This is a genomic window from Vibrio sp. D401a (assembly GCF_030248515.1).
GTDB lineage: Bacteria > Pseudomonadota > Gammaproteobacteria > Enterobacterales > Vibrionaceae > Vibrio > Vibrio rotiferianus.
Genome location: NZ_JAHGAI010000010.1, coordinates 165887 through 185672, shown reverse-complemented (window position 1 = coordinate 185672; position 19786 = coordinate 165887). Strand labels below are relative to the sequence as shown.

The 19786-nt window shown below is 45.5% G+C and carries 18 protein-coding genes and 1 tRNA gene; 11 read left to right on the top strand and 8 right to left on the bottom strand.

Features of this window, described 5'->3' with window-relative positions; all coding sequences use genetic code 11:
• Positions 1-48: 48 nt before the first annotated feature.
• From KIV41_RS06790 to KIV41_RS06775, 4 genes are all read left to right on the top strand, one after another.
• Positions 49-125: transfer RNA gene (locus tag KIV41_RS06790), tRNA-Trp, on the top strand.
• A 299-nt stretch (positions 126-424) separates the two neighbouring features.
• Complete coding sequence (locus KIV41_RS06785; RefSeq protein ID WP_038885648.1) at positions 425-757, top strand: DUF1904 domain-containing protein; 333 nt, start codon at positions 425-427, stop codon at positions 755-757.
• A 12-nt stretch (positions 758-769) separates the two neighbouring features.
• Positions 770-1609 (top strand): penicillin-insensitive murein endopeptidase, encoded by an 840-nt coding sequence (gene mepA, locus KIV41_RS06780; RefSeq protein WP_088881299.1) that lies wholly within the window; start codon positions 770-772, stop codon positions 1607-1609.
• 308 nt (positions 1610-1917) lie between these two features.
• Positions 1918-2226 carry a hypothetical protein gene (locus KIV41_RS06775; protein ID WP_010446088.1) on the top strand — a complete coding sequence of 103 codons (309 nt, stop codon included), beginning with the start codon at positions 1918-1920 and terminating at the stop codon, positions 2224-2226.
• 41 nt (positions 2227-2267) lie between these two features.
• Here the strand turns inward: KIV41_RS06775 and KIV41_RS06770 are convergent, their stop codons facing one another.
• From KIV41_RS06770 to rdgC, 3 genes are all read right to left on the bottom strand, one after another.
• Positions 2268-2522, bottom strand: a complete 255-nt coding sequence (locus KIV41_RS06770) for a YfhL family 4Fe-4S dicluster ferredoxin (RefSeq protein ID WP_038896025.1) — start codon at positions 2520-2522, stop codon at positions 2268-2270.
• 2 nt (positions 2523-2524) lie between these two features.
• Positions 2525-3925 (bottom strand): tRNA 5-hydroxyuridine modification protein YegQ, encoded by a 1401-nt coding sequence (yegQ, locus tag KIV41_RS06765; protein WP_071236532.1) that lies wholly within the window; start codon positions 3923-3925, stop codon positions 2525-2527.
• A 166-nt stretch (positions 3926-4091) separates the two neighbouring features.
• Complete coding sequence (gene rdgC / locus KIV41_RS06760) at positions 4092-5006, bottom strand: recombination-associated protein RdgC (protein ID WP_005424813.1); 915 nt, start codon at positions 5004-5006, stop codon at positions 4092-4094.
• A 224-nt stretch (positions 5007-5230) separates the two neighbouring features.
• Between rdgC and phoB the strand changes: the two genes are divergently transcribed.
• The 3 genes from phoB to KIV41_RS06745 are packed head-to-tail and all read left to right on the top strand — an operon-like array spanning position 5231 to position 8224.
• Positions 5231-5920, top strand: a complete 690-nt coding sequence (phoB, locus tag KIV41_RS06755; RefSeq protein ID WP_005424836.1) for a phosphate regulon transcriptional regulator PhoB — start codon at positions 5231-5233, stop codon at positions 5918-5920.
• 40 nt (positions 5921-5960) lie between these two features.
• Positions 5961-7259: a phosphate regulon sensor histidine kinase PhoR gene (gene phoR, locus KIV41_RS06750; RefSeq protein WP_252041620.1), complete on the top strand. Its 1299-nt coding sequence runs from the start codon at positions 5961-5963 to the stop codon at positions 7257-7259.
• Positions 7259-8224, top strand: a complete 966-nt coding sequence (locus KIV41_RS06745; protein WP_285335945.1) for a PstS family phosphate ABC transporter substrate-binding protein — start codon at positions 7259-7261, stop codon at positions 8222-8224. The genes phoR and KIV41_RS06745 overlap by 1 nt, the downstream gene beginning before the upstream one ends.
• A gap of 31 nt (positions 8225-8255) precedes the next feature.
• Here the strand turns inward: KIV41_RS06745 and ppx are convergent, their stop codons facing one another.
• Both ppx and ppk1 read right to left on the bottom strand, forming a co-directional pair.
• Positions 8256-9761, bottom strand: coding sequence for an exopolyphosphatase (gene ppx, locus KIV41_RS06740; RefSeq protein ID WP_285335944.1), 1506 nt, complete (start codon positions 9759-9761; stop codon positions 8256-8258).
• A complete protein-coding gene (gene ppk1 / locus KIV41_RS06735; RefSeq protein WP_285335943.1) occupies positions 9745-11835 on the bottom strand; it encodes a polyphosphate kinase 1 in 2091 nt (696 codons plus the stop codon). Before ppk1 ends, ppx begins: the two co-directional genes overlap by 17 nt.
• 212 nt (positions 11836-12047) lie before the next feature.
• On the opposite strand from ppk1, the gene KIV41_RS06730 reads away from it, so the two are divergent.
• From KIV41_RS06730 to phoU, 4 genes are read left to right on the top strand one after another with little or no spacing between them, the layout of a single operon-like run.
• The gene (locus KIV41_RS06730; protein WP_285335942.1) at positions 12048-14252 is read left to right on the top strand and encodes an ABC transporter permease subunit; all 2205 of its coding nucleotides are present in this window, start codon (positions 12048-12050) and stop codon (positions 14250-14252) included.
• Positions 14253-14279: 27 nt separating this feature from the next.
• A complete protein-coding gene (gene pstA, locus KIV41_RS06725; protein WP_285335941.1) occupies positions 14280-15953 on the top strand; it encodes a phosphate ABC transporter permease PstA in 1674 nt (557 codons plus the stop codon).
• Between the two features lie 2 nt (positions 15954-15955).
• Positions 15956-16774, top strand: a complete 819-nt coding sequence (gene pstB, locus KIV41_RS06720; protein WP_010446113.1) for a phosphate ABC transporter ATP-binding protein PstB — start codon at positions 15956-15958, stop codon at positions 16772-16774.
• Positions 16775-16806: 32 nt separating this feature from the next.
• A complete protein-coding gene (gene phoU / locus KIV41_RS06715; RefSeq protein WP_285335940.1) occupies positions 16807-17514 on the top strand; it encodes a phosphate signaling complex protein PhoU in 708 nt (235 codons plus the stop codon).
• Here phoU and KIV41_RS06710 read toward each other — a convergent pair.
• The 3 genes from KIV41_RS06710 to KIV41_RS06700 form a co-directional block, all read right to left on the bottom strand.
• Positions 17501-18019: a hypothetical protein gene (locus KIV41_RS06710; RefSeq protein ID WP_285335939.1), complete on the bottom strand. Its 519-nt coding sequence runs from the start codon at positions 18017-18019 to the stop codon at positions 17501-17503. The two genes, phoU and KIV41_RS06710, sit on opposite strands and share 14 nt — an antisense overlap.
• Positions 18020-18069: 50 nt before the next feature.
• Positions 18070-18714 (bottom strand): YadA C-terminal domain-containing protein, encoded by a 645-nt coding sequence (locus KIV41_RS06705; RefSeq protein ID WP_010446117.1) that lies wholly within the window; start codon positions 18712-18714, stop codon positions 18070-18072.
• A 138-nt stretch (positions 18715-18852) separates the two neighbouring features.
• Entirely contained in the window at positions 18853-19785 is a 933-nt protein-coding gene (locus KIV41_RS06700) for a LysR family transcriptional regulator (protein ID WP_285335938.1), read from the bottom strand.
• Position 19786 lies beyond the last annotated feature (1 nt).

Below are 19786 nucleotides of genomic sequence, written 5' to 3'. Positions count from 1 at the left end.
GTCCGCTCCGCCACTTATTCGAGAGTCGTCTCATTAAACACGAACCACAGGGGTGTAGCTCCAATTGGCAGAGCAGCGGATTCCAAATCCGCGTGTTGGGAGTTCGAATCTCTCCACCCCTGCCATCTTCTAAAGCCTCAGCAGAAATGCTGAGGCTTTTATACGTTTGAAGAAAAGAGCATTAGCTTAGTAGCAAGTCCTATTGGTAGCAAATCCTATTGAATATCCAGAGTGCCGATCCAATCCACCCCTGCCATCTTCTGAGGCTTCAGCAATAATGCTGGGTCTTTTTTGCATCTGTAAGCTTTGCCTTAGCCTCAAACTTCATATTTCCAATAACACCTATACTCTTACCGCTAAGGTGATAAGAATTCGAGTTCCTGCTATTATCGGCGCTTAATTCTAATAATTAGGAAGCAAGTTTATGCCACATCTTCGATTTAGAGCGGTAGAGCCTCAAGCGGTTCAAGCACTATCAAAACCTCTTACTGATGAGTTACAACCATTAATGGATTGCCCTCGCGAGGACTTCACGTTTGAATACATTTACAGTACTTTTTTCAGTGAAGGTGAAGTAAGCACTGCCTATCCTTTTGTTGAGGTGCTGTGGTTCGACCGTGGTCAGGAAACACAGGACAAGGTTGCTAAAGCGATCACTCAACAAGTTCGAGGTATAGCAGGCGAAGATATCGATGTCGCGGTAATTTTCTCGGCCCTCTCTCCTAAAGGCTACTATGATAATGGTGAGCACTATTAAGGAATAATTGCGATGAAGCTGAGTCTTTCTTTTTGTTTAAGTTTATTATTCTCAGCTTTTATTTATGCTACTCCATGGGAGCAGGTTCCTGGTCCCACAAATAATTCTTCTTCTGCTATTGGTAGTTATGCTAATGGTTGTTTAGACGGCGCTTTGCCTCTCCCTTTGGATGGTGCTGGCTATCAGGTTTTGCGCAGTAAAACGAAGCGTTACTATGGGCATCCACATGCTATTCGTTTTATCGAAGACCTCGCCAGAAAAGCAAACCAAGACCTTAATACAACATTGCTCATTGGTGATTTGTCTTTGGCGCGTGGTGGACGTTTTTCTTCTGGTCATTCTAGTCATCAAACTGGGTTAGACATTGATATATGGCTTCGTTTAGCTGATGAGCCACTATCTTATAACGAGCTACAATTGCCGAAGCCAATGAGTGTTGTGGATCTAAAAAAATACCAGATCCTAGAACACCGCTGGGAGGAGCGACACTTTGAAATTATTCGTAGTGCTGCTCAAAGTGAGCGTGTCGCTAGAATCTTTGTTCATCCAGTGATTAAAGAGCAGTTGTGTAAGCAAGAAGCGAGTCGTGAGCGAGCGTGGTTACGCAAAGTTCGTCCTTGGTGGGGACATCATTACCATTTCCATGTTCGGTTAACTTGTCCTGCTTCCAGTCTGAACTGTGTGAATCAAGCTCCGCCTCCTATGGGGGATGGCTGTGGTGCGGAACTCGCAAGTTGGAAGCCTAAATCTCCATCTCCAAAAGCGACAAATAAAAAAAATACGCCTTCCCCAGCTAAGAAAAATAGAAAGCTCACTCCTGCCGAGTGTGCACCACTTATTACGATGAAATGAGTGGGTAAGGTACTGCCGTATCTCGGTTATGAAACTGGAGAATCATCACACTTTTGTCTACAGTGAATAATATTAGTATAAAAAACAACCTAAGTTATCTAGATGGTATTGTATGAATGTTTTTAAGAAACAGTGGTTTATGGTGGTAAATTCCATTTTCTTTGTTTTTGAATAGAACTAATTCGCACGACTCTCTGATTGCTTAGCTTCGAGTCTGTCAGTTGGTTATGGAAGTGGCTTCGCAGACAATATTAATAGGTGGGCTGAGTGGCTTGTTGCCCGTCGAAGAGTAAATCAAGGACAAGACCATGACGATGATTTGTGCAAAAGAATTTGCGGGATGGCTGAGACACAGATTTAGCGGTGAAGATACGGGTGTTTCTATTTCGAGAGATGATATCAATCATCTTACTGGTAGGCAGCGTTTGGACCCTGGGTTTGTTAGTGATGTTCATTATGAATTAATGCAGTATGGAATGGCATTCGTTACTGACACTAGCAGGGAGAATTTTTATTTAGTGCCTGTTTCAAATACTTCAGACTGGCGTTCTCGCTTGGAGTATAACTTTGAGAAAGAGATGTTTTGCAATATTTACCCTATCGAGAAGTCGGGTTAAAAAAAGGTTCAACTTTGACTGCAAAGTTGAACCCCTTTTGATTACGCTAACCCTTGAATAATCACGAACTTCTCAAGCAGTTGCTCTTCAGTTTCAACATGATTAGGGTCGGTAATAATGCATTTTGTAATAGGACACACTGACTGACATGTTGGCTTTTCGTAGTGACCTTTGCACTCTGTACAAAGAGTAGGGTCAATCTCGAAAATGCTGTCACCCATAGTAATAGCACCGTTAGGGCATTCTGGGTCACACATGTCACAGTTGATGCACTTATCGGTAATAAGTAGTGCCATGATTACTTACCAGTCGGGTTACGGGTGTCCTGACCTGCATTTAAGTTACGCATCAACAGACCGTATTCCAGATCCATATCTTCTGGTACTGGGATAAATACAAAGTGGCCATTACCTTTTGCGTCTTCAATTGATTCAGACTTACGGTTTTCCATCGCTTCTAACGTGAAGATTACGTTGCCTTTTGGCGTCATCAGCTCAAGGCTGTCACCGACGATGAATTTGTTCTTAACTTCAACTTCCGCCATGTCACCACGACGTTTGCCAGTGAATTCACCAACGAATTGCTGAGCATCAGATACAGAGTAACCGTAATCGTAGTTTTGGTAGCTGTCGTGAGTGTGACGACGTAGGAAGCCTTCTGTGTAACCGCGGTGAGCTAGGCTTTCTAGCGTACCCATTAGGCTCTCATCAAATGGTTTGCCTGCAACAGCGTCATCAATCGCCTTACGGTAAACTTGAGCGGTACGAGCACAGTAGTAGAAAGACTTGGTACGGCCTTCGATCTTCAATGAGTGAACACCCATCTTAGTTAGACGTTCTACGTGCTGGATAGCGCGTAGGTCTTTCGAGTTCATGATGTAAGTACCATGCTCATCTTCAAATGCCGCCATTTTTTCTTCTGGACGGTGACTTTCAGAAAGTAATACCACTTCGTCAGTTGGTTTGCCGCGACCGATAGTCGTTTCAGGGCGTTCGTCAGCGACTTCGATTGCTTGAGCTTCGTTTGGATCGAATGCTTCAACAATTTGACCTGCGTCGTTTTCTTTGCCTTCTTCGACTTTATATTCCCAACGACATGCGTTAGTGCAAGTACCTTGGTTAGGGTCACGTTTGTTGATGTAACCAGACAGTAGGCAGCGACCAGAGTAGGCCATGCATAGAGCACCGTGAACGAAAACTTCTAGTTCAGTTTCAGGACAGTGCTCGCGAATTTCTTCGATTTCTTCTAGAGAAAGCTCACGAGAAACGATCACACGCTCAACACCGTTAGCAGCCCAGAATTTCACGGTTGCCCAGTTTACTGCGTTCGCCTGTACAGACAGGTGGATTGGCATTTCTGGGAACGCTTCGCGAACCATCATGATAAGACCTGGATCAGACATGATAAGTGCGTCTGGGCCCATTTCTACCACTGGCTTAAGGTCGCGGATGAAAGTCTTAAGCTTAGAGTTGTGCGGTTGGATGTTACATACCACGTAAAGCTTTTTGCCTAGGGCATGCGCTTCGTTGATACCGATTTGTAGGTTTTCGTGGTTGAACTCGTTGTTACGTACGCGAAGGCTGTAGCGAGGTTGGCCAGCGTATACTGCATCTGCGCCGTAGGCGAATGCGTAACGCATGTTTTTAAGGCTACCTGCTGGAGACAGTAGCTCTGGTACGAATGCTTTCTCTGTTGTCATTGCTCAATTCTCTTAGTATCTGATCACAAGTCAGGCCAATTCCACCTGATGGAAATGGGGCGCAAATTTTACGTCAAAATGTGACCTGTGACTAGGAGAATTATGGTTTAGATAAACAAACGCCCTCAAAAAAAATGAGGGCGTTATGGTTAATCTTTGTACGAAATTAAGCGTTAGGGTTTGGCAGACCGCCCAATGCTTCGTATAGATTTGGTAGGAAAGCGCTGAACTCGCCACACATTAGAGAAAAGTCTGCGTCGAAGCGAGCGGCTTGATCTTCACGTGGGATGTCATCGTTTTGGTCTTTTAGCTCATCAGAGAACTTCAGACGTTTGATGCCAGAATCTTCTGCCATGATGAATTCGATACGATCTTGCCAGTTCAGTGCTAGCTTAGTCACCACTTTGTCTGCAGCGATGTGGTTGCGGATTTCATCGGTTGTAAGCTCTTGCTTCTTACAACGAATCACGCCGCCTTCTTCTAGCACAGACTTAAGCTCAGCTTCGTCCATCATAGAAATGCCTTGTGGCGTATCACCGGTTTTCACCCATTCAGTCAGAGTCGTTTCGATCGCAACTTCTGGGATTGCTGGTACAACAGGCAGGCTACCCATTGTCTTACGTAGTAGTGCCAATACGTCTTCTGCTTTTTTGTAGCTGCTTGCATCAACAAGGATGAAGCCTTCTTTTGGCATAATCAGCACGTAAGTGTGGCTGCTACGGCTGAACGCACGTGGCAGGAGGTCCATTACGATGTCATCTTTCAGGTTGTCTTTCTCTTTCTTTTTAAGAGGACGACCTTCCTGTGCTTCCATTGCTTCTACTTTTGCATTTAGTGAGTCTTTGATCACTGAAGCAGGCAGCATTTTTTCTTCTTTCTTAGCGCAAATCAGAATGCGGTTTTCAGAAACGTGCGTCATCATGTCGCCATTTCTACCCATCGCGCTAACCCAGCCAAACTTTTGCTTATCTTGGCTTCCACAAGGGGTGAATCGGAACTCGGCTAGTTGAGTTTCCAGTTGATCGGCGTTGAAGTTAACCTCGCGGTTAACGCGGTATACCAGACAGTTTTTAAACCACATAAATCTTCCCTAGGCTTGATGACAAGGGACTAATCATAGGGAATTTTCCCGGCGTTGTCCTAATTGAATTGAAAAAGATCATGATGAATCTCAAAAGAAAGTTATATGAAAATTTGTTTTCAAAGGTCACAAAAGTGTCATAATTGGTAGTAATAATGCTTATGCATAGAGGGGCGCTTTGTCCTTTAAATTCATTAGCTCAACTAACATAAGGTTATTCAATTATGTCTAGAAGGATTCTGGTTGTTGAAGACGAAGCTCCGATTCGTGAAATGCTATGCTTCGTGCTTGAACAGAAAGGTTATCAAGCAGTAGAAGCAGAAGATTACGACTCTGCGGTAACCAAACTGGCTGAACCCTTCCCGGATTTAGTGCTACTAGACTGGATGCTACCAGGTGGCAGTGGTATTAACTTCATCAAACACATGAAGCGCGAAGAGTTAACTCGCAACATTCCCGTTGTGATGCTGACAGCTCGTGGTGAAGAAGAAGACAAAGTGCGCGGCTTAGAAGTTGGCGCGGATGACTACATCACCAAACCTTTCTCACCAAAAGAGTTGGTTGCTCGCCTTAAAGCCGTTATTCGCCGCGTAACACCGACTGCGCTCGAAGATGTGATTGATGTACAAGGTCTGAAGTTGGATCCTGTTTCTCACCGTGTGACCGCAAATGATGAAGCGGTTGATATGGGACCAACAGAGTTCAAAATGTTGCACTTCTTCATGACGCACCAAGAGCGTGTTTACAGTCGTGAACAACTACTAAACAATGTTTGGGGCACCAACGTGTATGTAGAAGACCGTACCGTTGATGTACATATTCGTCGTTTGCGTAAAGCGCTTGAGGCCGCAGGTCACGACAAACTCATCCAAACTGTTCGTGGCGCAGGATACCGTTTCTCGACGAAGGCATAACATCGCTAGCAGCTTATCAATACCATTTCTGGAGTAATGAGTGGTTGAAAGATTGACTTGGAAAAAGCTGGCCTGGGAGCTGGCTTTTTTTTACACCCCGTGGGTGATCATAGGTTGGATATTCGGTTATATGCCGTGGTTGCTTTTGGCTGCCACGGCTTTGCAGCTTGTATGGCATTTACATAATCAGGTGCGTTTGTCGGCTTGGTTGTGGGATGAAAAACGTCTGACACCACCATCTGGCAGTGGCAACTGGGAATCGTTGTTTAACGGTTTGTACCGCTTGCAGCAACGTCAGCGTCGCAAACGCAAAGAGCTCACCAACTTAATTCGCCGTTTCCGCAATGGTGCTGAATCACTGCCGGATGCGGTGGTGGTCTTTCGTGCTGAAGGCAATATCGTGTGGTGTAACAAGCTTGCACAGCACCTTTTGGGGTTCCACTGGCCGGAAGATTCTGGACAACCTATTTCTAACCTAATTCGTACCCCAGATTTTATTAAGTACATCAACAAGCAAGACTTCTCTGAGCCGCTAGAAATGCGTTCGCCATTGAACGTCGAACGTATGTTAGAGCTGCGTATCGTGCCTTACACCGAAGGAGAACACCTGATGGTGGTGCGTGATGTAAGCCAACTTAAACAGCTTGAAGGTATGCGTCGTAACTTCTTCGCTAACGTATCTCATGAACTTCGTACACCGATGACGGTACTGCAAGGCTATCTTGAGATGACGGAAGAGCCAGACATGATTGTTGGACCAATGTGGACCAAAGCTCATGGTGTGATGACAGAGCAGCTCAATCGCATGAACAGCTTGGTTAATCAGCTTCTGACGCTTTCTAAGATTGAAGCGGCACCAATGCATGAACTGGAAGATGTGGTCAATGTACCTAGCATGTTAGAAGTGCTAGAGAAGGAGGCCGTAAGCTTAAGTGGCGATGATCAGCATCAGTTGAAGTTCGATGTTGATTCTACTCTGCGTGTGCTCGGTGATGATGACCAACTGCGTAGTGCGATTTCTAACTTGGTGTATAACGCGGTTAAATACACACCTCCGGGGGCACATATTAACGTTCGTTGGTATCAAACTGCCCAAGGCGCTTGCCTAGAAGTAGAAGACAGCGGTGATGGTATTGAGCCACAACACTTGCATCGATTGACCGAACGTTTCTATCGCGTGGATAAAGCTCGTTCACGAGATACGGGAGGCAGCGGTCTAGGTTTAGCCATCGTGAAGCACGCGTTGAGCCACCATGATTCTCATCTCGAAATCCACAGTGAAGTTGGCGTTGGCAGTAAGTTCTCTTTCGTTCTGCCAAGTCGTTTGGTGGTGAAGTAATGAGCGTCGTATCCAAAGTAATCAAGAAAGTTACTCTAGCCACACTGGTACTCTCCAGCGTGGCCTTTGCACAAGATGAACCGCTGCCGAATTATCAAAAGACAACTGGCATAGCCGGTAACTTATTGTCTGTCGGCTCAGATACGTTAGCGGGTATGACCACGCTTTGGGTGGAAGAGTTTAAATCTATCTACCCGAATATTAATGCTCAGGTACAAGCTTCTGGCTCATCTACTGCGCCACCGGCGTTAACAGAGCAAACTGCGCAATTCGGGCCAATGAGTCGCTCAATGCGTATGCGAGAGATTGAAGCATTTGAGCGGGTGCATGGTTACAAGCCAACAGCTCTTCGTGTTGCGATTGATGCTATTGGTATTTTTGTGCACCAAGATAATCCAATCAAAGGGCTTAACTTCCATCAGCTGGACGCGATGTTTTCCGCAACATTGCGCTGCGGTGAAAGTGAGTTCATCACTAACTGGCGTGAGTTAGGCATCAAAGCTGAATGGGCAAAACGTAACTTGCAGTTGTTTGGGCGTAACTCGGTATCGGGTACCTACGGTTACTTTAAAAGTAACGCCTTGTGTGGCGGTGATTTCAAAACTCGTGTGAATGAACAGCCGGGATCAGCATCAGTGGTGCAGTCTGTGGCATCAACGATTAGTGGTGTTGGTTACTCCGGTGTGGGTTATCGAGTCGCTGGGGTTCGTTTAGTTCCTATTGCGAAAACAGGCACAGATTACGTTAGCCCAGTCCGTGAAAATATTATCTCAGGTAAGTACCCACTATCGCGTTATCTCTATGTATACGTGAATAAACATCCTGATTATCCGTTAAGCCCAATTGAATCTGAGTTCATTCGTTTTATGTTCTCTGCCCAAGGGCAAGCACTGGTCGCGAAAGACGGTTATGTTCCGATTACTGCCGGTTTTGCTGCAAAGGAACTAAAAAAGGTCGGTTTGTAAGCCGACCTTTTTTGTTTCATTGAATTTGCAGTTAGAAGCTCAATACCCATCCTGCGCTTTCCCAGCGTTGCTGTTCTTCCTGCAAATCGGCATCGAGCAGTTTGTTATTCTCCAGCCAATCTTCTTCAGTGCAGGTAAGTACCCACTTATTTTCTTGTATCGACAGCGTCAGCTCTGGCAGTGGATCGTCGTTGCGCTGACCGTTGACCACAATAGCTAGACGCAGAATCTTAATTAAGTTGATGATGTCACTCTCTTTGTAGAGATTGAACTCTGGGAGCTCACTCAGCTTAAGGGATTTACGTTGGAAGCGAGCTAAGGTCGCCAATACCAATTGCTGCTCGCGGTTAAAGCCCGGTAAGTTGGAGTGCAGCAGAATGTAGAATGAGTGACGATGGAAGCCGCGCAGACTGATGCTCAAGCCAACTTCATGCAGTAAAGCCGCCCATTCCAGTAAATCAAACAACTCACTCTTTTTCTTGATACTAAGTTCAGCACGAACATTGCTCAACATCTCCCTTGCATGACCTTTTACGCGTGCCGCGTGTTCAATATCAACGCGATGTTGTTTAGCTAGGTTCTCTGTGGTGCGCATACGAATATCAGACCGAGCGAAGCGCTCTTCCATCTCGTAGAGCAAGCCCTCACGTAACGCACCATCCGAGAAGAACATCTGGTTGATTTTTAGTGATTGGAAGATGGCAGATAAAATGGCTACACCTGCGGCAAAGACTGGCTTACGCTCGTCACTAAGACCAACAAGCTCGATATCATCAATGGAATCAAACTCGCATAGCGTGTCGATAAGCTTGCCTAAACGCTTATTGGTGACAAGCCCATCTTCATAACCTAAACCAACCAAGACTTCGCGTATTGCTTTGATAGTACCGGAAGATCCAAGAGCAATATCCCAGCCTTTCTTACGGTATTTTGAGGCAATGGATTCCATGCGTTGTTCTGCGGCGAGAATCGCTTTGCTGAAGTTCTTACTCGACAGTTTGCTATTATTGAAGAACTGCTCGGTAAAGCTCACGCAACCCATTTGCTTACTGTTGAGAAGTTCAGGTTCGAATTCTTGACCGATGATCATCTCGGTACTTCCGCCGCCGATGTCGACGACCAACTTGGAGTTAGATTCTGCTTGTGTGTGCGCGACGCCAAGATAGATAAGACGAGCTTCTTCTTCGCCCGGGATGATCTCAATTGGAAAAGGCAGCACCTCTTTAGCTCGTTTAATAAAGAGGTGAGCATTATTAGCGCGCCTTAAGGTGTGGGTAGCTGCAATTCTTACGTTTGAAGCTTCAAAGCCTTGTAAGCGTTCGGCGAACATTGTGAGGCACTCAAGGCCTCGCTCCATCGCGGCATGGCTGAGATTTAACTCTGAATCGAGTCCGGCAGCTAAGCGGACGCGTTGTTTATGACGGCTGACTAATTGCAGATCACTTCCCACAACTTTCGCCACTACCATATGGAAGCTGTTCGACCCGAGGTCAATTGCGGCAATATGGCGTACATCTTGTTCAAGTATTTGAGGCATCTGATTTTTGTTTTCTTATTTGCTTTTCTATATGTTTAAGATAGTCGTAGATAGCAACTTGTGAGCGAACTTTTTTACGATTACCTCGTGGTACATAGCTATTGCTCATCTCTTTATCGATTAACCGAGCCTTTACCGTATCGGTAAAGTGAATGTTAGTGATATCAATAATTCTTTGTTTCAAACGAGGATCGCGGATTGGTACAGCAACCTCAATGCGGTGGTCGATATTGCGAGTCATCCAGTCAGCTGACGAGATATAAACTTGTGGATCACCACTATTGTGGGTGATGATCACGCGAGGGTGCTCTAAGAAACGGTCAACAATACTGATAATACGAATGTTTTCACTCACCCCTTCAATACCCGGCACGAGTGAACACATACCGCGGATTATCATATTGATTTTTACCCCCGCATTACTGGCTCCATAGAGCTTGTTGATGATGCTTTTGTCAACCAAGTTATTGACTTTGATGGTCAAAATCGCTTTCTTTCCTGCTTTTGCATTCGCAATCTCACCATCGATTAGACGATATAGCTGTGTTCGAGAGTTACGTGGAGAAACAATCAAATGGCTAAACTTAACTGGGCGGTACGGGTTTTCGATATATCCGAACACATTGCGTACCTCGTCGGTGATCTCCTGATCGGCAGTGAGTAAGGAAAAATCAGTGTAGATGCGTGCTGTCTTTTCATGAAAATTCCCCGTGCCAATATGGGCATAACGAATAATCTCGCCTTCTTCTCGACGACTTATTAAGAGTAATTTGGAGTGGATCTTAAGGCCTGGCGCACCAAAGACAACGTGCACACCTGCCTCGGTCAGTATCTTAGACCACTCGATGTTAGCTTCTTCATCGAAACGAGCTTGTAACTCCACAACAACCGTGACGCCCTTGCCATTGTGTACGGCATCGATCAACGAGTTCATTAAGCGTGAGTCTTTAGCGACGCGATAGATATTGATTTTTATACTGAGGACTTTTGGGTCGAAAGAGGCTTGGCGAACTAATTCAGAAATATGATCGAAGGTGTGATAAGGGTAGTGCAGCAATATGTCTTTCGTTTTAATTGCTTCAAAGCTGTTTGCGTAACCTTCAAAGTCGGCACACTTCATTGGTGGCATTGGCTTGTTTTCTAAGTAGTCACGGCCAACGTTTGGAAAATCAATGAAGTCCTTGAAATTATGATAACGGCCACCAGGAATGAGGTTGTCATAGCTAGAGATTCCCAGTTTATTACATAAGAAGTTCAGCATTTTCTGTGGCATATCACGTTCATAAACAAAGCGTACGGGTAGTGCTGTGAGACGTTGATTTACCCCTTCAGACATTTGCTCAAGCAGGCTATATTCTATTTCAAAGCGTAAGTCATACTCAGCATCCCGAGTCATTTTCATCGCATAACCGTTGAGTTCATCATATTCAAAAAAGCCTTTGAATAGCTCATCAAGACAATAGCGAATTATGTTGTCGAGCAGGATGATCGTTTTACGTCGCTTGCCCTTTTTTTCAGGTAGCATGACGAAACGAGGTAAGTGATCGGTTGGGATTTCAATTAAAGCGTATTGAGATTGATCGCCTTTACGTAAGTCAACGGTAATGTATGCGTACTCGTCTTTGAGAAATTGCAAAACATCGATGTCATCTTTGATCAAAAGTGGTGTGATGTGCGGCATCACTTCTTTACGGAAGTACTTGGTGATCCAACGCTTTTGTGTATCATCAAGCTGATTTTCGTTTACTAAGAAAATACGGCGCCTAGCCATCTCCCTAATTAGTTCACTATATAGCTCATCAAACTGCTCGTTTAGCCTCAAAGCTTTGGTTTGCATCTTAGTTAACAAGTGCTTAGAGTTATCACTATCACCTCGATCTTGGCTAATTAAGATCCGACGTTTTACGTCTGCAAAGCGTACTTTATAAAACTCATCCAAGTTATTGGAAAAGATTCCAAGAAATCGAATTCGCTCAATGAGAGGAACGGTTTTATCTGCGGCTTCTTGTAGTACTCGCTCGTTGAAAGACAACCAACTAAGTTCTTTTTCTATATAGAGTTTTTCTGAGCTCATAACCTTACCTAGCCTAAAATAAAGTAGATCCGTACTCACCAGTGAGATACAAAATGATGAGTCTGAACATTATGAGGTTTACGTTACAGTTTTATTTCATAATAAGATCTGTACAAGAGTTGTATTCTTTTCAGTTGTTTAATGTGATCTGTAATATAATTGTCATCTTAACGACATATTCTAGTACTAAGTAAAAAAGGGTAGAGAGATCAATGGCACAAGCCGAGTTTTCATTGCAGGAGAAAGATAAGAAACGATTGATTAAAGATCGTTTAGTCCGAATTGCAGTGACATCCGGTGGTGTAGGCGTCCTTGCTGCTCTTGTGTTGATCTTCGTTTATCTCGCGATGGTGATCATCCCTCTGTTTTCTGATGCAGAGATCGAAACCAATTATGCCGCTCGTGCAACCCAAAGCGGGAAGCCACTCGCAATTTCCGTTGATGATTACTCTCAAATCGGTTTGGTTTTAACCCAATCCGGTGAAGTTCGTTTTCTACCTCTTGATGATTCTAGCAAGCCCGCGCTTTACACTCAGCAGATAGCTAACAACCCAGTGGCGTTTTCTCAGTCTGCACCGGGACTGGGGTGGTATGGTTTAGTCGATGGCCAAGGTAAAGCACATATTTTCAAGCCGGAGTTTAACGCGACGCTGCGCGAAAACACTCGTCCACCGGAAGTGATACCTTTTAGTTCAAGCATGAACATGCAGCTGACAGATGCCAGCGACCCGGTGACAAAGTTTGTTTTTAGTACATCCCCACAATTCCCAACTCTAGTATGGCAGACTCAGAGCGGAGTGCTTAAAGCTCGTTGGCAAGAGCCCCAAGTACTAGATGCGCTACCCATAACGGTTAATTACACCTTTTCTTCCGGTTTTGACTCGCCAGACCAAATACTGTTAACACCTGATGGGCAAAACTTGTACTTGCGTAATGGCTCTGAGTTAATCGTACTTGTGAAAGATGAAAGTAAGTTCTCGGTACGTGAAGTGATCGACCTAACGCAAGGTGATACAAAGCATTCAGTGAGAACGATGGATTTGCTAGCTGGGGCGTATTCTCTGCTCGTTACGCATAACGATGGTCGTGTATCGCAATGGTTTGATACGTTGCAGGGCGACAAACGTACTTTGACTCTCATTCGTGATTTTAAGTTGGCGTCTGAGCTGAAGTATTTACTTCCCGATTCACACCGCAAAGGTTTCTACAGCTTTTACACCAACGGTACGTTGCAAAGCCATTACACCACCAGTGAGAAATTGGTGTTGTTTAAGCGAGCCTACACACAAGCGCCAGCGATGGCGGGGATGTCGAATAACGAGCGCTATCTGATTACATGGCAAAACGGCGAATTGAATGTCGCGTTCGTTGATAACCCGTACCCCGAAGTCTCTCTGTCCTCCTTGTGGCAAAAGGTTTGGTATGAAGGTTACCCTGAGCCAGAATTCGTTTGGCAATCTACCTCTGCCAGTGATGACTTTGAAGCGAAATTCAGCTTAGTGCCAATTGCGTTTGGCACCATCAAAGCGGCGATGTTCGCGATGCTATTTTCAGTACCACTGGCTGTGCTTGGCGCAATTTATACCGCTTACTTTATGTCGCCACGTATGCGTCGAGTGGTGAAGCCATCAATCGAGTTAATGGAAGCTTTGCCTACGGTTATTATTGGTTTCCTTGCCGGGCTCTGGTTCGCCCCGATTGTGGAAGACCATCTGATTACCGTTGTGGTGATGCTGTTCATTCTGCCTCTAAGCACTATGGTGATGGGCGGTCTATGGGCACTGATCCCACAGCCGATACGTAACCGCCTTCCTAACGGGTGGCATGCCTTAGTATTGATGCCTTTGCTTCTGTTGTTGATCGGGCTGGGTGTGTGGGTGTCGCCAATGCTTGAGCAAGCCTTCTTTGGCGGTGATATGCGTTTGTTCTTGACTGACCACGGTATTGGCTTTGACCAACGTAACGCGCTGGTAGTTGGCTTGGCGATGGGCTTTGCGGTTATTCCAACGATTTTCACCATTGCCGAAGATGCGATTTTCTCTGTACCTAAGCACTTATCGGATGGTTCACTAGCACTCGGCGCGACGCCATGGCAAACCCTGATTTATGTGGTCCTGCTGACAGCCAGTCCGGGTATCTTCTCGGCAATCATGATGGGACTTGGTCGTGCTGTGGGTGAAACCATGATTGTATTAATGGCGACGGGTAATACGCCATTAATGGATTGGAACGTGCTAGAAGGCTTGCGCAGCTTGTCAGCGACCATTGCGGTTGAATTGCCAGAGTCGGAAGTGGGCAGTTCTCATTACCGATTGTTGTTCCTATCGGCATTAATTTTGTTTGTCTTCACCTTTGCGGTGAACGCCTTGGCAGAATGGGTTCGTCAAAGACTAAGAGATAAATATCGTGCGTTGTAATCAGTTAACGGAAGAGCGAGTAATAGCGTGTTAAATTGGATTCGTTCTGGCGCACCTTGGATTTGGTTAACCGGGGGAGCAGTAAGTATCAGTTTGCTTTCTGTCCTCGGTTTATTGCTATTGATTGGCTGGAAGGGGCTTACTTACTTCTGGCCTGCGCCACTTTATCAATGGAATGTTGCTGCGCTGACTCCAGTGCAGGGCGAAGTGCTGCATGAAAACTCGATTCTGGTTGGCCAGGTTTACGAGCGCAGTTTCGTACCCAGAAGTTACCTACCAAAAGAAGCGGCAAATAAACTCGCGGATGACGAAGAATTTGCGATACGTTTGAACATCAAAATTGCCAACCGCGAATTGTACCCAGCTGACTTTATCTCGGTACTGAAAATGCAGTTGGATGAGCCGACGACGCCGGGCGAATGGGCAGTGATTGAGCGCAGCAGTGGTGGCTACTTTTTCGGTAAGTTTGTTGCTTTCCAAGATGGTAACACGCGCTACGAAAACAACATTCAAACGCTTTTGGATCAGAAGCTTGATGATGCAGAAACCTTGCATCACGAAATCGACATGCTGGTGGATGATCAAGTAAAAGACTTGGGTTGGAAGCTAGAACAGCTTCGCTTAGACAAGCGCAAGCACGAGCTTAATGACACTATCACCGAAGAGTTTTTGGCAAACAACAGCCAACGCAAAGCAGAAATTGAAGCAGAGTTAGCCAAGCTAGACATGCAGCTTGATGGATTGCGTTTGGGCTTCTCCGATTATGCGCTCATTGTCGAAGACATGACCGGGACTCAAGTTTCGATTCCGTTAGAAGACATTTTGGACTACTGGTATCCCAACCAAATGTCACTGCCTGAAAAGGTGGCTCATTGGGGGAAACAGGTTTGGAAGTTCCTCTCAGAGGACCCACGCGAATCGAATTCTGAAGGTGGTGTTTTCCCAGCGATTTTCGGTACAGTTTTCTTGGTTATCATTATGTCGATCATCGTGATGCCATTGGGGGTGGTGGCAGCGATCTATTTGCATGAGTACGCTAAGAACAATGCGCTTACTCGAGTCATTCGCATTGCGGTTATTAACCTTGCTGGTGTTCCTTCGATTGTTTACGGTGTATTTGGTTTGGGCTTCTTTGTTTACACCATTGGTGCCTCGATCGATAACCTGTTTTACGCTGAAAGATTACCCGCTCCAACCTTTGGTACGCCGGGCTTGTTGTGGTCAGCATTGACGTTAGCTGTATTGACGTTACCGGTGGTGATTGTCACCACGGAAGAAGGTTTAACCCGTATTCCAAGCTCTGTTCGTCATGGTTCGCTAGCCTTAGGCGCAACGCAGTTTGAAACTCTGTGGCGTGTGGTGTTGCCTATGGCAACCCCTGCGATCATCACTGGTTTGATTCTAGCGATTGCTCGTGCTGCGGGGGAGGTTGCACCCTTGATGCTAGTGGGAGTTGTGAAGCTGGCTTCTAGCTTGCCAGTGGATGGGCAATTCCCTTACGTGCATTTGGACAGAAAGTTCATGCACCTAGGCTTCCACATCTACGATGTCGGATTCCAGACGTCAAATATTGAAGCCGCGCGTCCGCTGGTTTACGCGACTTCCTTCTTACTCGTGACCGTGATTGTGGGACTAAACTTAACAGCAATCAGTATTCGTAATAACCTGCGTGAGAAATACCGAACTTTAGGACAAGATTAAGCATGTTTAACTTTGATAATACATTGGGTTATGAGCCGCCGTTGGATGTTCATAATCTAACGGATGAACAAACGGCTATCTCTATCGAGAACCTTAATCTTTTCTATGGTCAGGCTCAGGCGCTGCACGATATTTCCATGCGCATTCCGAAAGGGCGTGTAACGGCATTCATTGGCCCATCAGGCTGTGGTAAATCAACACTATTACGTTGCATTAACCGTATGAACGACTTAGTGGAAGGCTGCAAGGTGACGGGTAAAGTTCGTTTGCACGGTAAGAATGTCTATAACCCAAGTGTTGACGTGGCAACATTGCGTCGCCGTGTCGGTATGGTATTCCAACGCCCTAATCCATTTCCTAAATCAATTTATGAGAATGTGGTTTACGGCCTCCGTCTGCAGGGCGTTAAGACTCGCCGAACTTTGGATGATGCGGTCGAGCGCTCGTTGCGGTCTGCGGCATTGTGGGATGAAGTTAAAGACCGTTTACATGAGAACGCATTTGGACTTTCTGGCGGACAACAGCAGCGCTTGGTTATTGCACGTGCCGTCGCGATTGAGCCAGAAGTACTATTATTAGATGAGCCGACATCAGCATTGGATCCAATATCAACTTTAACTATTGAAGAGCTTATCAATGAGCTCAAGACTCAATATACTGTGGTTATCGTTACCCATAACATGCAGCAGGCGGCGCGCGTAAGCGACCATACTGCGTTTATTCATATGGGTAAGTTGATTGAATACTCGGATGCGGATTCGATCTTCACCTCTCCAATGAAGAAACAAACCGAAGATTACATCACCGGTCGTTACGGTTAAGCCGCGACCTTTCAAGGATTAAAAAGAAAGCCATGCACTTTGGACGTCATATCTCAGGACAATTTAACGTAGAGCTAGAATCGATTCGTACCCATGTACTTACCATGGGTGGCTTAGTAGAGCAGCAACTGTCGTATGCTATTCAAGCCTTACATAAGGAAGACATCGAACTGGCACGTAAAGTTGTGCGTGATGATCATAAAGTGAACGCGATGGAAGTCTCTATTGACGACGCTTGTACTCGTATCATCGCTAAGCGTCAGCCTACGGCAAAAGACTTACGCTTGATCATGGCTATCATTAAGACCATCACAGATCTTGAACGCATTGGTGATGTTGCGACACGCATTGCCTACGTAGCGATCGAAAGCCCATCATCGCAAGAGCGCCAATTCCAAGTCTCGTTAGAGCCTTTATGTCGTCAGGCGATCCAAATGCTGCACCAAGTACTCGATGCTTTTGCTCGAATGGATGTGGAAGCGGCCGCAGAAGTACATAAGCTTGACGATAAGTTAGACGCGGAATATGAAGCAGTGATTCGCCAGTTGATGACTTATATGATGGAAGACCCAAAAAATATTCCTCACATTCTGCAAGTGATGTGGTCGGCTCGTGCCATTGAACGTGTAGGTGACCGTTGCCAGAATATTTGTGAGTACATTATCTACTTCGTGAAAGGGAAAGATGTACGCCACCTTGGCGATCAAAGTATTGATGACGTTTTATCTAAAGATGAATAACAATGCCTGTCGAAAAGGTCGCGCTCCAACTATTGCCTAGTAAGGTTTTCTTTTTATCAATATAGTTGAAGTCGCCTCCTATTCTAAGCCCAACATGTTCGTTTAAAAACAGAACCCACGCGCCTGAAATGCTTGCTCCTGAACCATGGGCGCTTCTTGATTTATCGGACCAGATATAGTCCCGTTGCCCTTCATACGCTACGAGGCCAGCTTCAATTTGAAAGCCAAGCTTATTCGGATGGTCTAAAAGTTGATATTGGCCTCCTATTCGGTAGGTCTTTAATCGGTCTTTATCCCATAATAACTCAGCGGATGTGTGAGAGTAGCTCATATAGAGGGCATCCAATCCGAGGACATCCGTTCCCCCAAGTTGCAAGCCTCCCCCTGAAATACCGGCCCCCCAGTATGGGCCCATTTTTATTTCAGGGGATATGTGTAGACTCTTCGCTGAAGTGACACCTGGTAGCAAAACTAAGGTGAACACTAATAAAAGGGTGTTTTTCATATTTATTGCTCCTGTAATCGCCCTCCTTGGCAACATGCAAAATTAATTTATCATCTGAAGTTAAACTGGATACCTACACCTCCAGCAACGTCAGACGATGAATATTTGCCTGATGATTCATAGTGGAATGTACCTGAAAGGCTAACTTGGTCCGTTAAGCCGTAAGCGCCGCCAATTGCTATTGCTTCTTTACTTCCCGCGAAACCAACACCAGCACCGATAGCCAGTTCACCATTTGTCGCATAAGGTCGAGCATTAGTGACAGCGTGTAAGCTTGCTCGGACTCCGTCCATTTGTTCTGCTTGCTGGTTTAAGCGGTAATCATATTCTGCCGCTAGCCCTTCCAAGTGAATCAATCGATCATCGGTGGTATCGCGCTCAATAGGTTGCTCTGGAGAAGCTGGTTGAGGTCGATTGGGTGGGGTAGAGTCTTCAATTGGGTGAACAGGCTGCTCTTCAATTGGATTAGTTGGAAGTTGTGGTTTTGGTCGCTCAGGTACACCTGGAATACCGTTGTCTGGCTCAGGAAGCGTTGGATGCTCTGGTGCAGGCTCAATCGGTGGAGCAATGGGGAGCTCTTCAATTGGGTTAGTTGGAACTTGTGGGATTGGACGATCTGGGACAACCGCGGAAACTGAGCTGAAAGAAGCCAGTAGGGTGCAAGCAGCGGTTAGCTTTACAAGTTTTTTAGTCATGTCTGAACTCTCAATAAGTAAACGAGTGACAGCATCCTTACTGTAAGCAATCGCTTTTTGTCATTTCCCTTAAAAGCAGGGCTATCTTATTGAGAAGTTTTATTTATGACCAAGTGACCGTTGTTATCTTGATGATAATCAGAACTTATTAGCTTGTAGTTTTAGACCTTGTTGGATAAGCTCTGTTAACCATTTTACTAGTGGGTTATTCCGGTTTCGAACATGCATGTGACAATGCACGGATTTCATTTGTGGTTGACCATCAATCGTGACGTCAACGGCTCTTAATCCCGGAAATTGCTCAACCGGAAGTAAATTGGAGTGAGGTAAATACATGTCAGTGTGTTTAACGACATCAAGTATTGCAGAGATCATTTCTGAGCGAAATCCAATGCTGTGTTCAACGCCCATTTCGGTGAGAAGCTCAGACGCGTAACTGAACTTGTCGTTCCACCCTGGGGAGATCAAAGAAGCAATTGGGTATCCGCCAAGATCATGTGGTTCAACATGAGGTTTGGTGATTGGGTGATCTTCACGGACAAAAATACGCCCTTTCAAATCCAGTAGCTTCGGCGTGTAGATCTCTTTATTGGTTAGAAGTAACTCGTAATTTACTCCCATCAGTGTCTCACCTTTCAAGATCTCATCAACCGTGCTGTTCGACCAACCAACTAATTCAAGTTGAGCGTTAGGGGCTAACGCTCTCATTTGTTCGAAGAGGAAACCGGGCAAGCAAGTCATTGTGATTGGTGCCAGTGCAATTCGGATTTTGTTGTCCACTTCAGCAGGATCAAATTGATGAGAGCGGTTAACTGCAGCCGCTAAACCATCGAGGTGCGACGTAATATCGTTGGCGAGAGATTCGGCGAACGGTGTCGGTTCAAGACCTGTTTTTACTTTTACAAACAGCTCGTCACCGAAGTGATTACGTAGCTTTTGTAGCGCTTGACTGATGGCTGGCTGGGAGACAAACAAGCGCTGTGAGGCTTTACGCATGTTTCGCTCTTGCATCAATATCATAAAGGTTTTGAGCAGATTTAGGTCAAGGGTATGGAACAGGTCTTTTGCCATG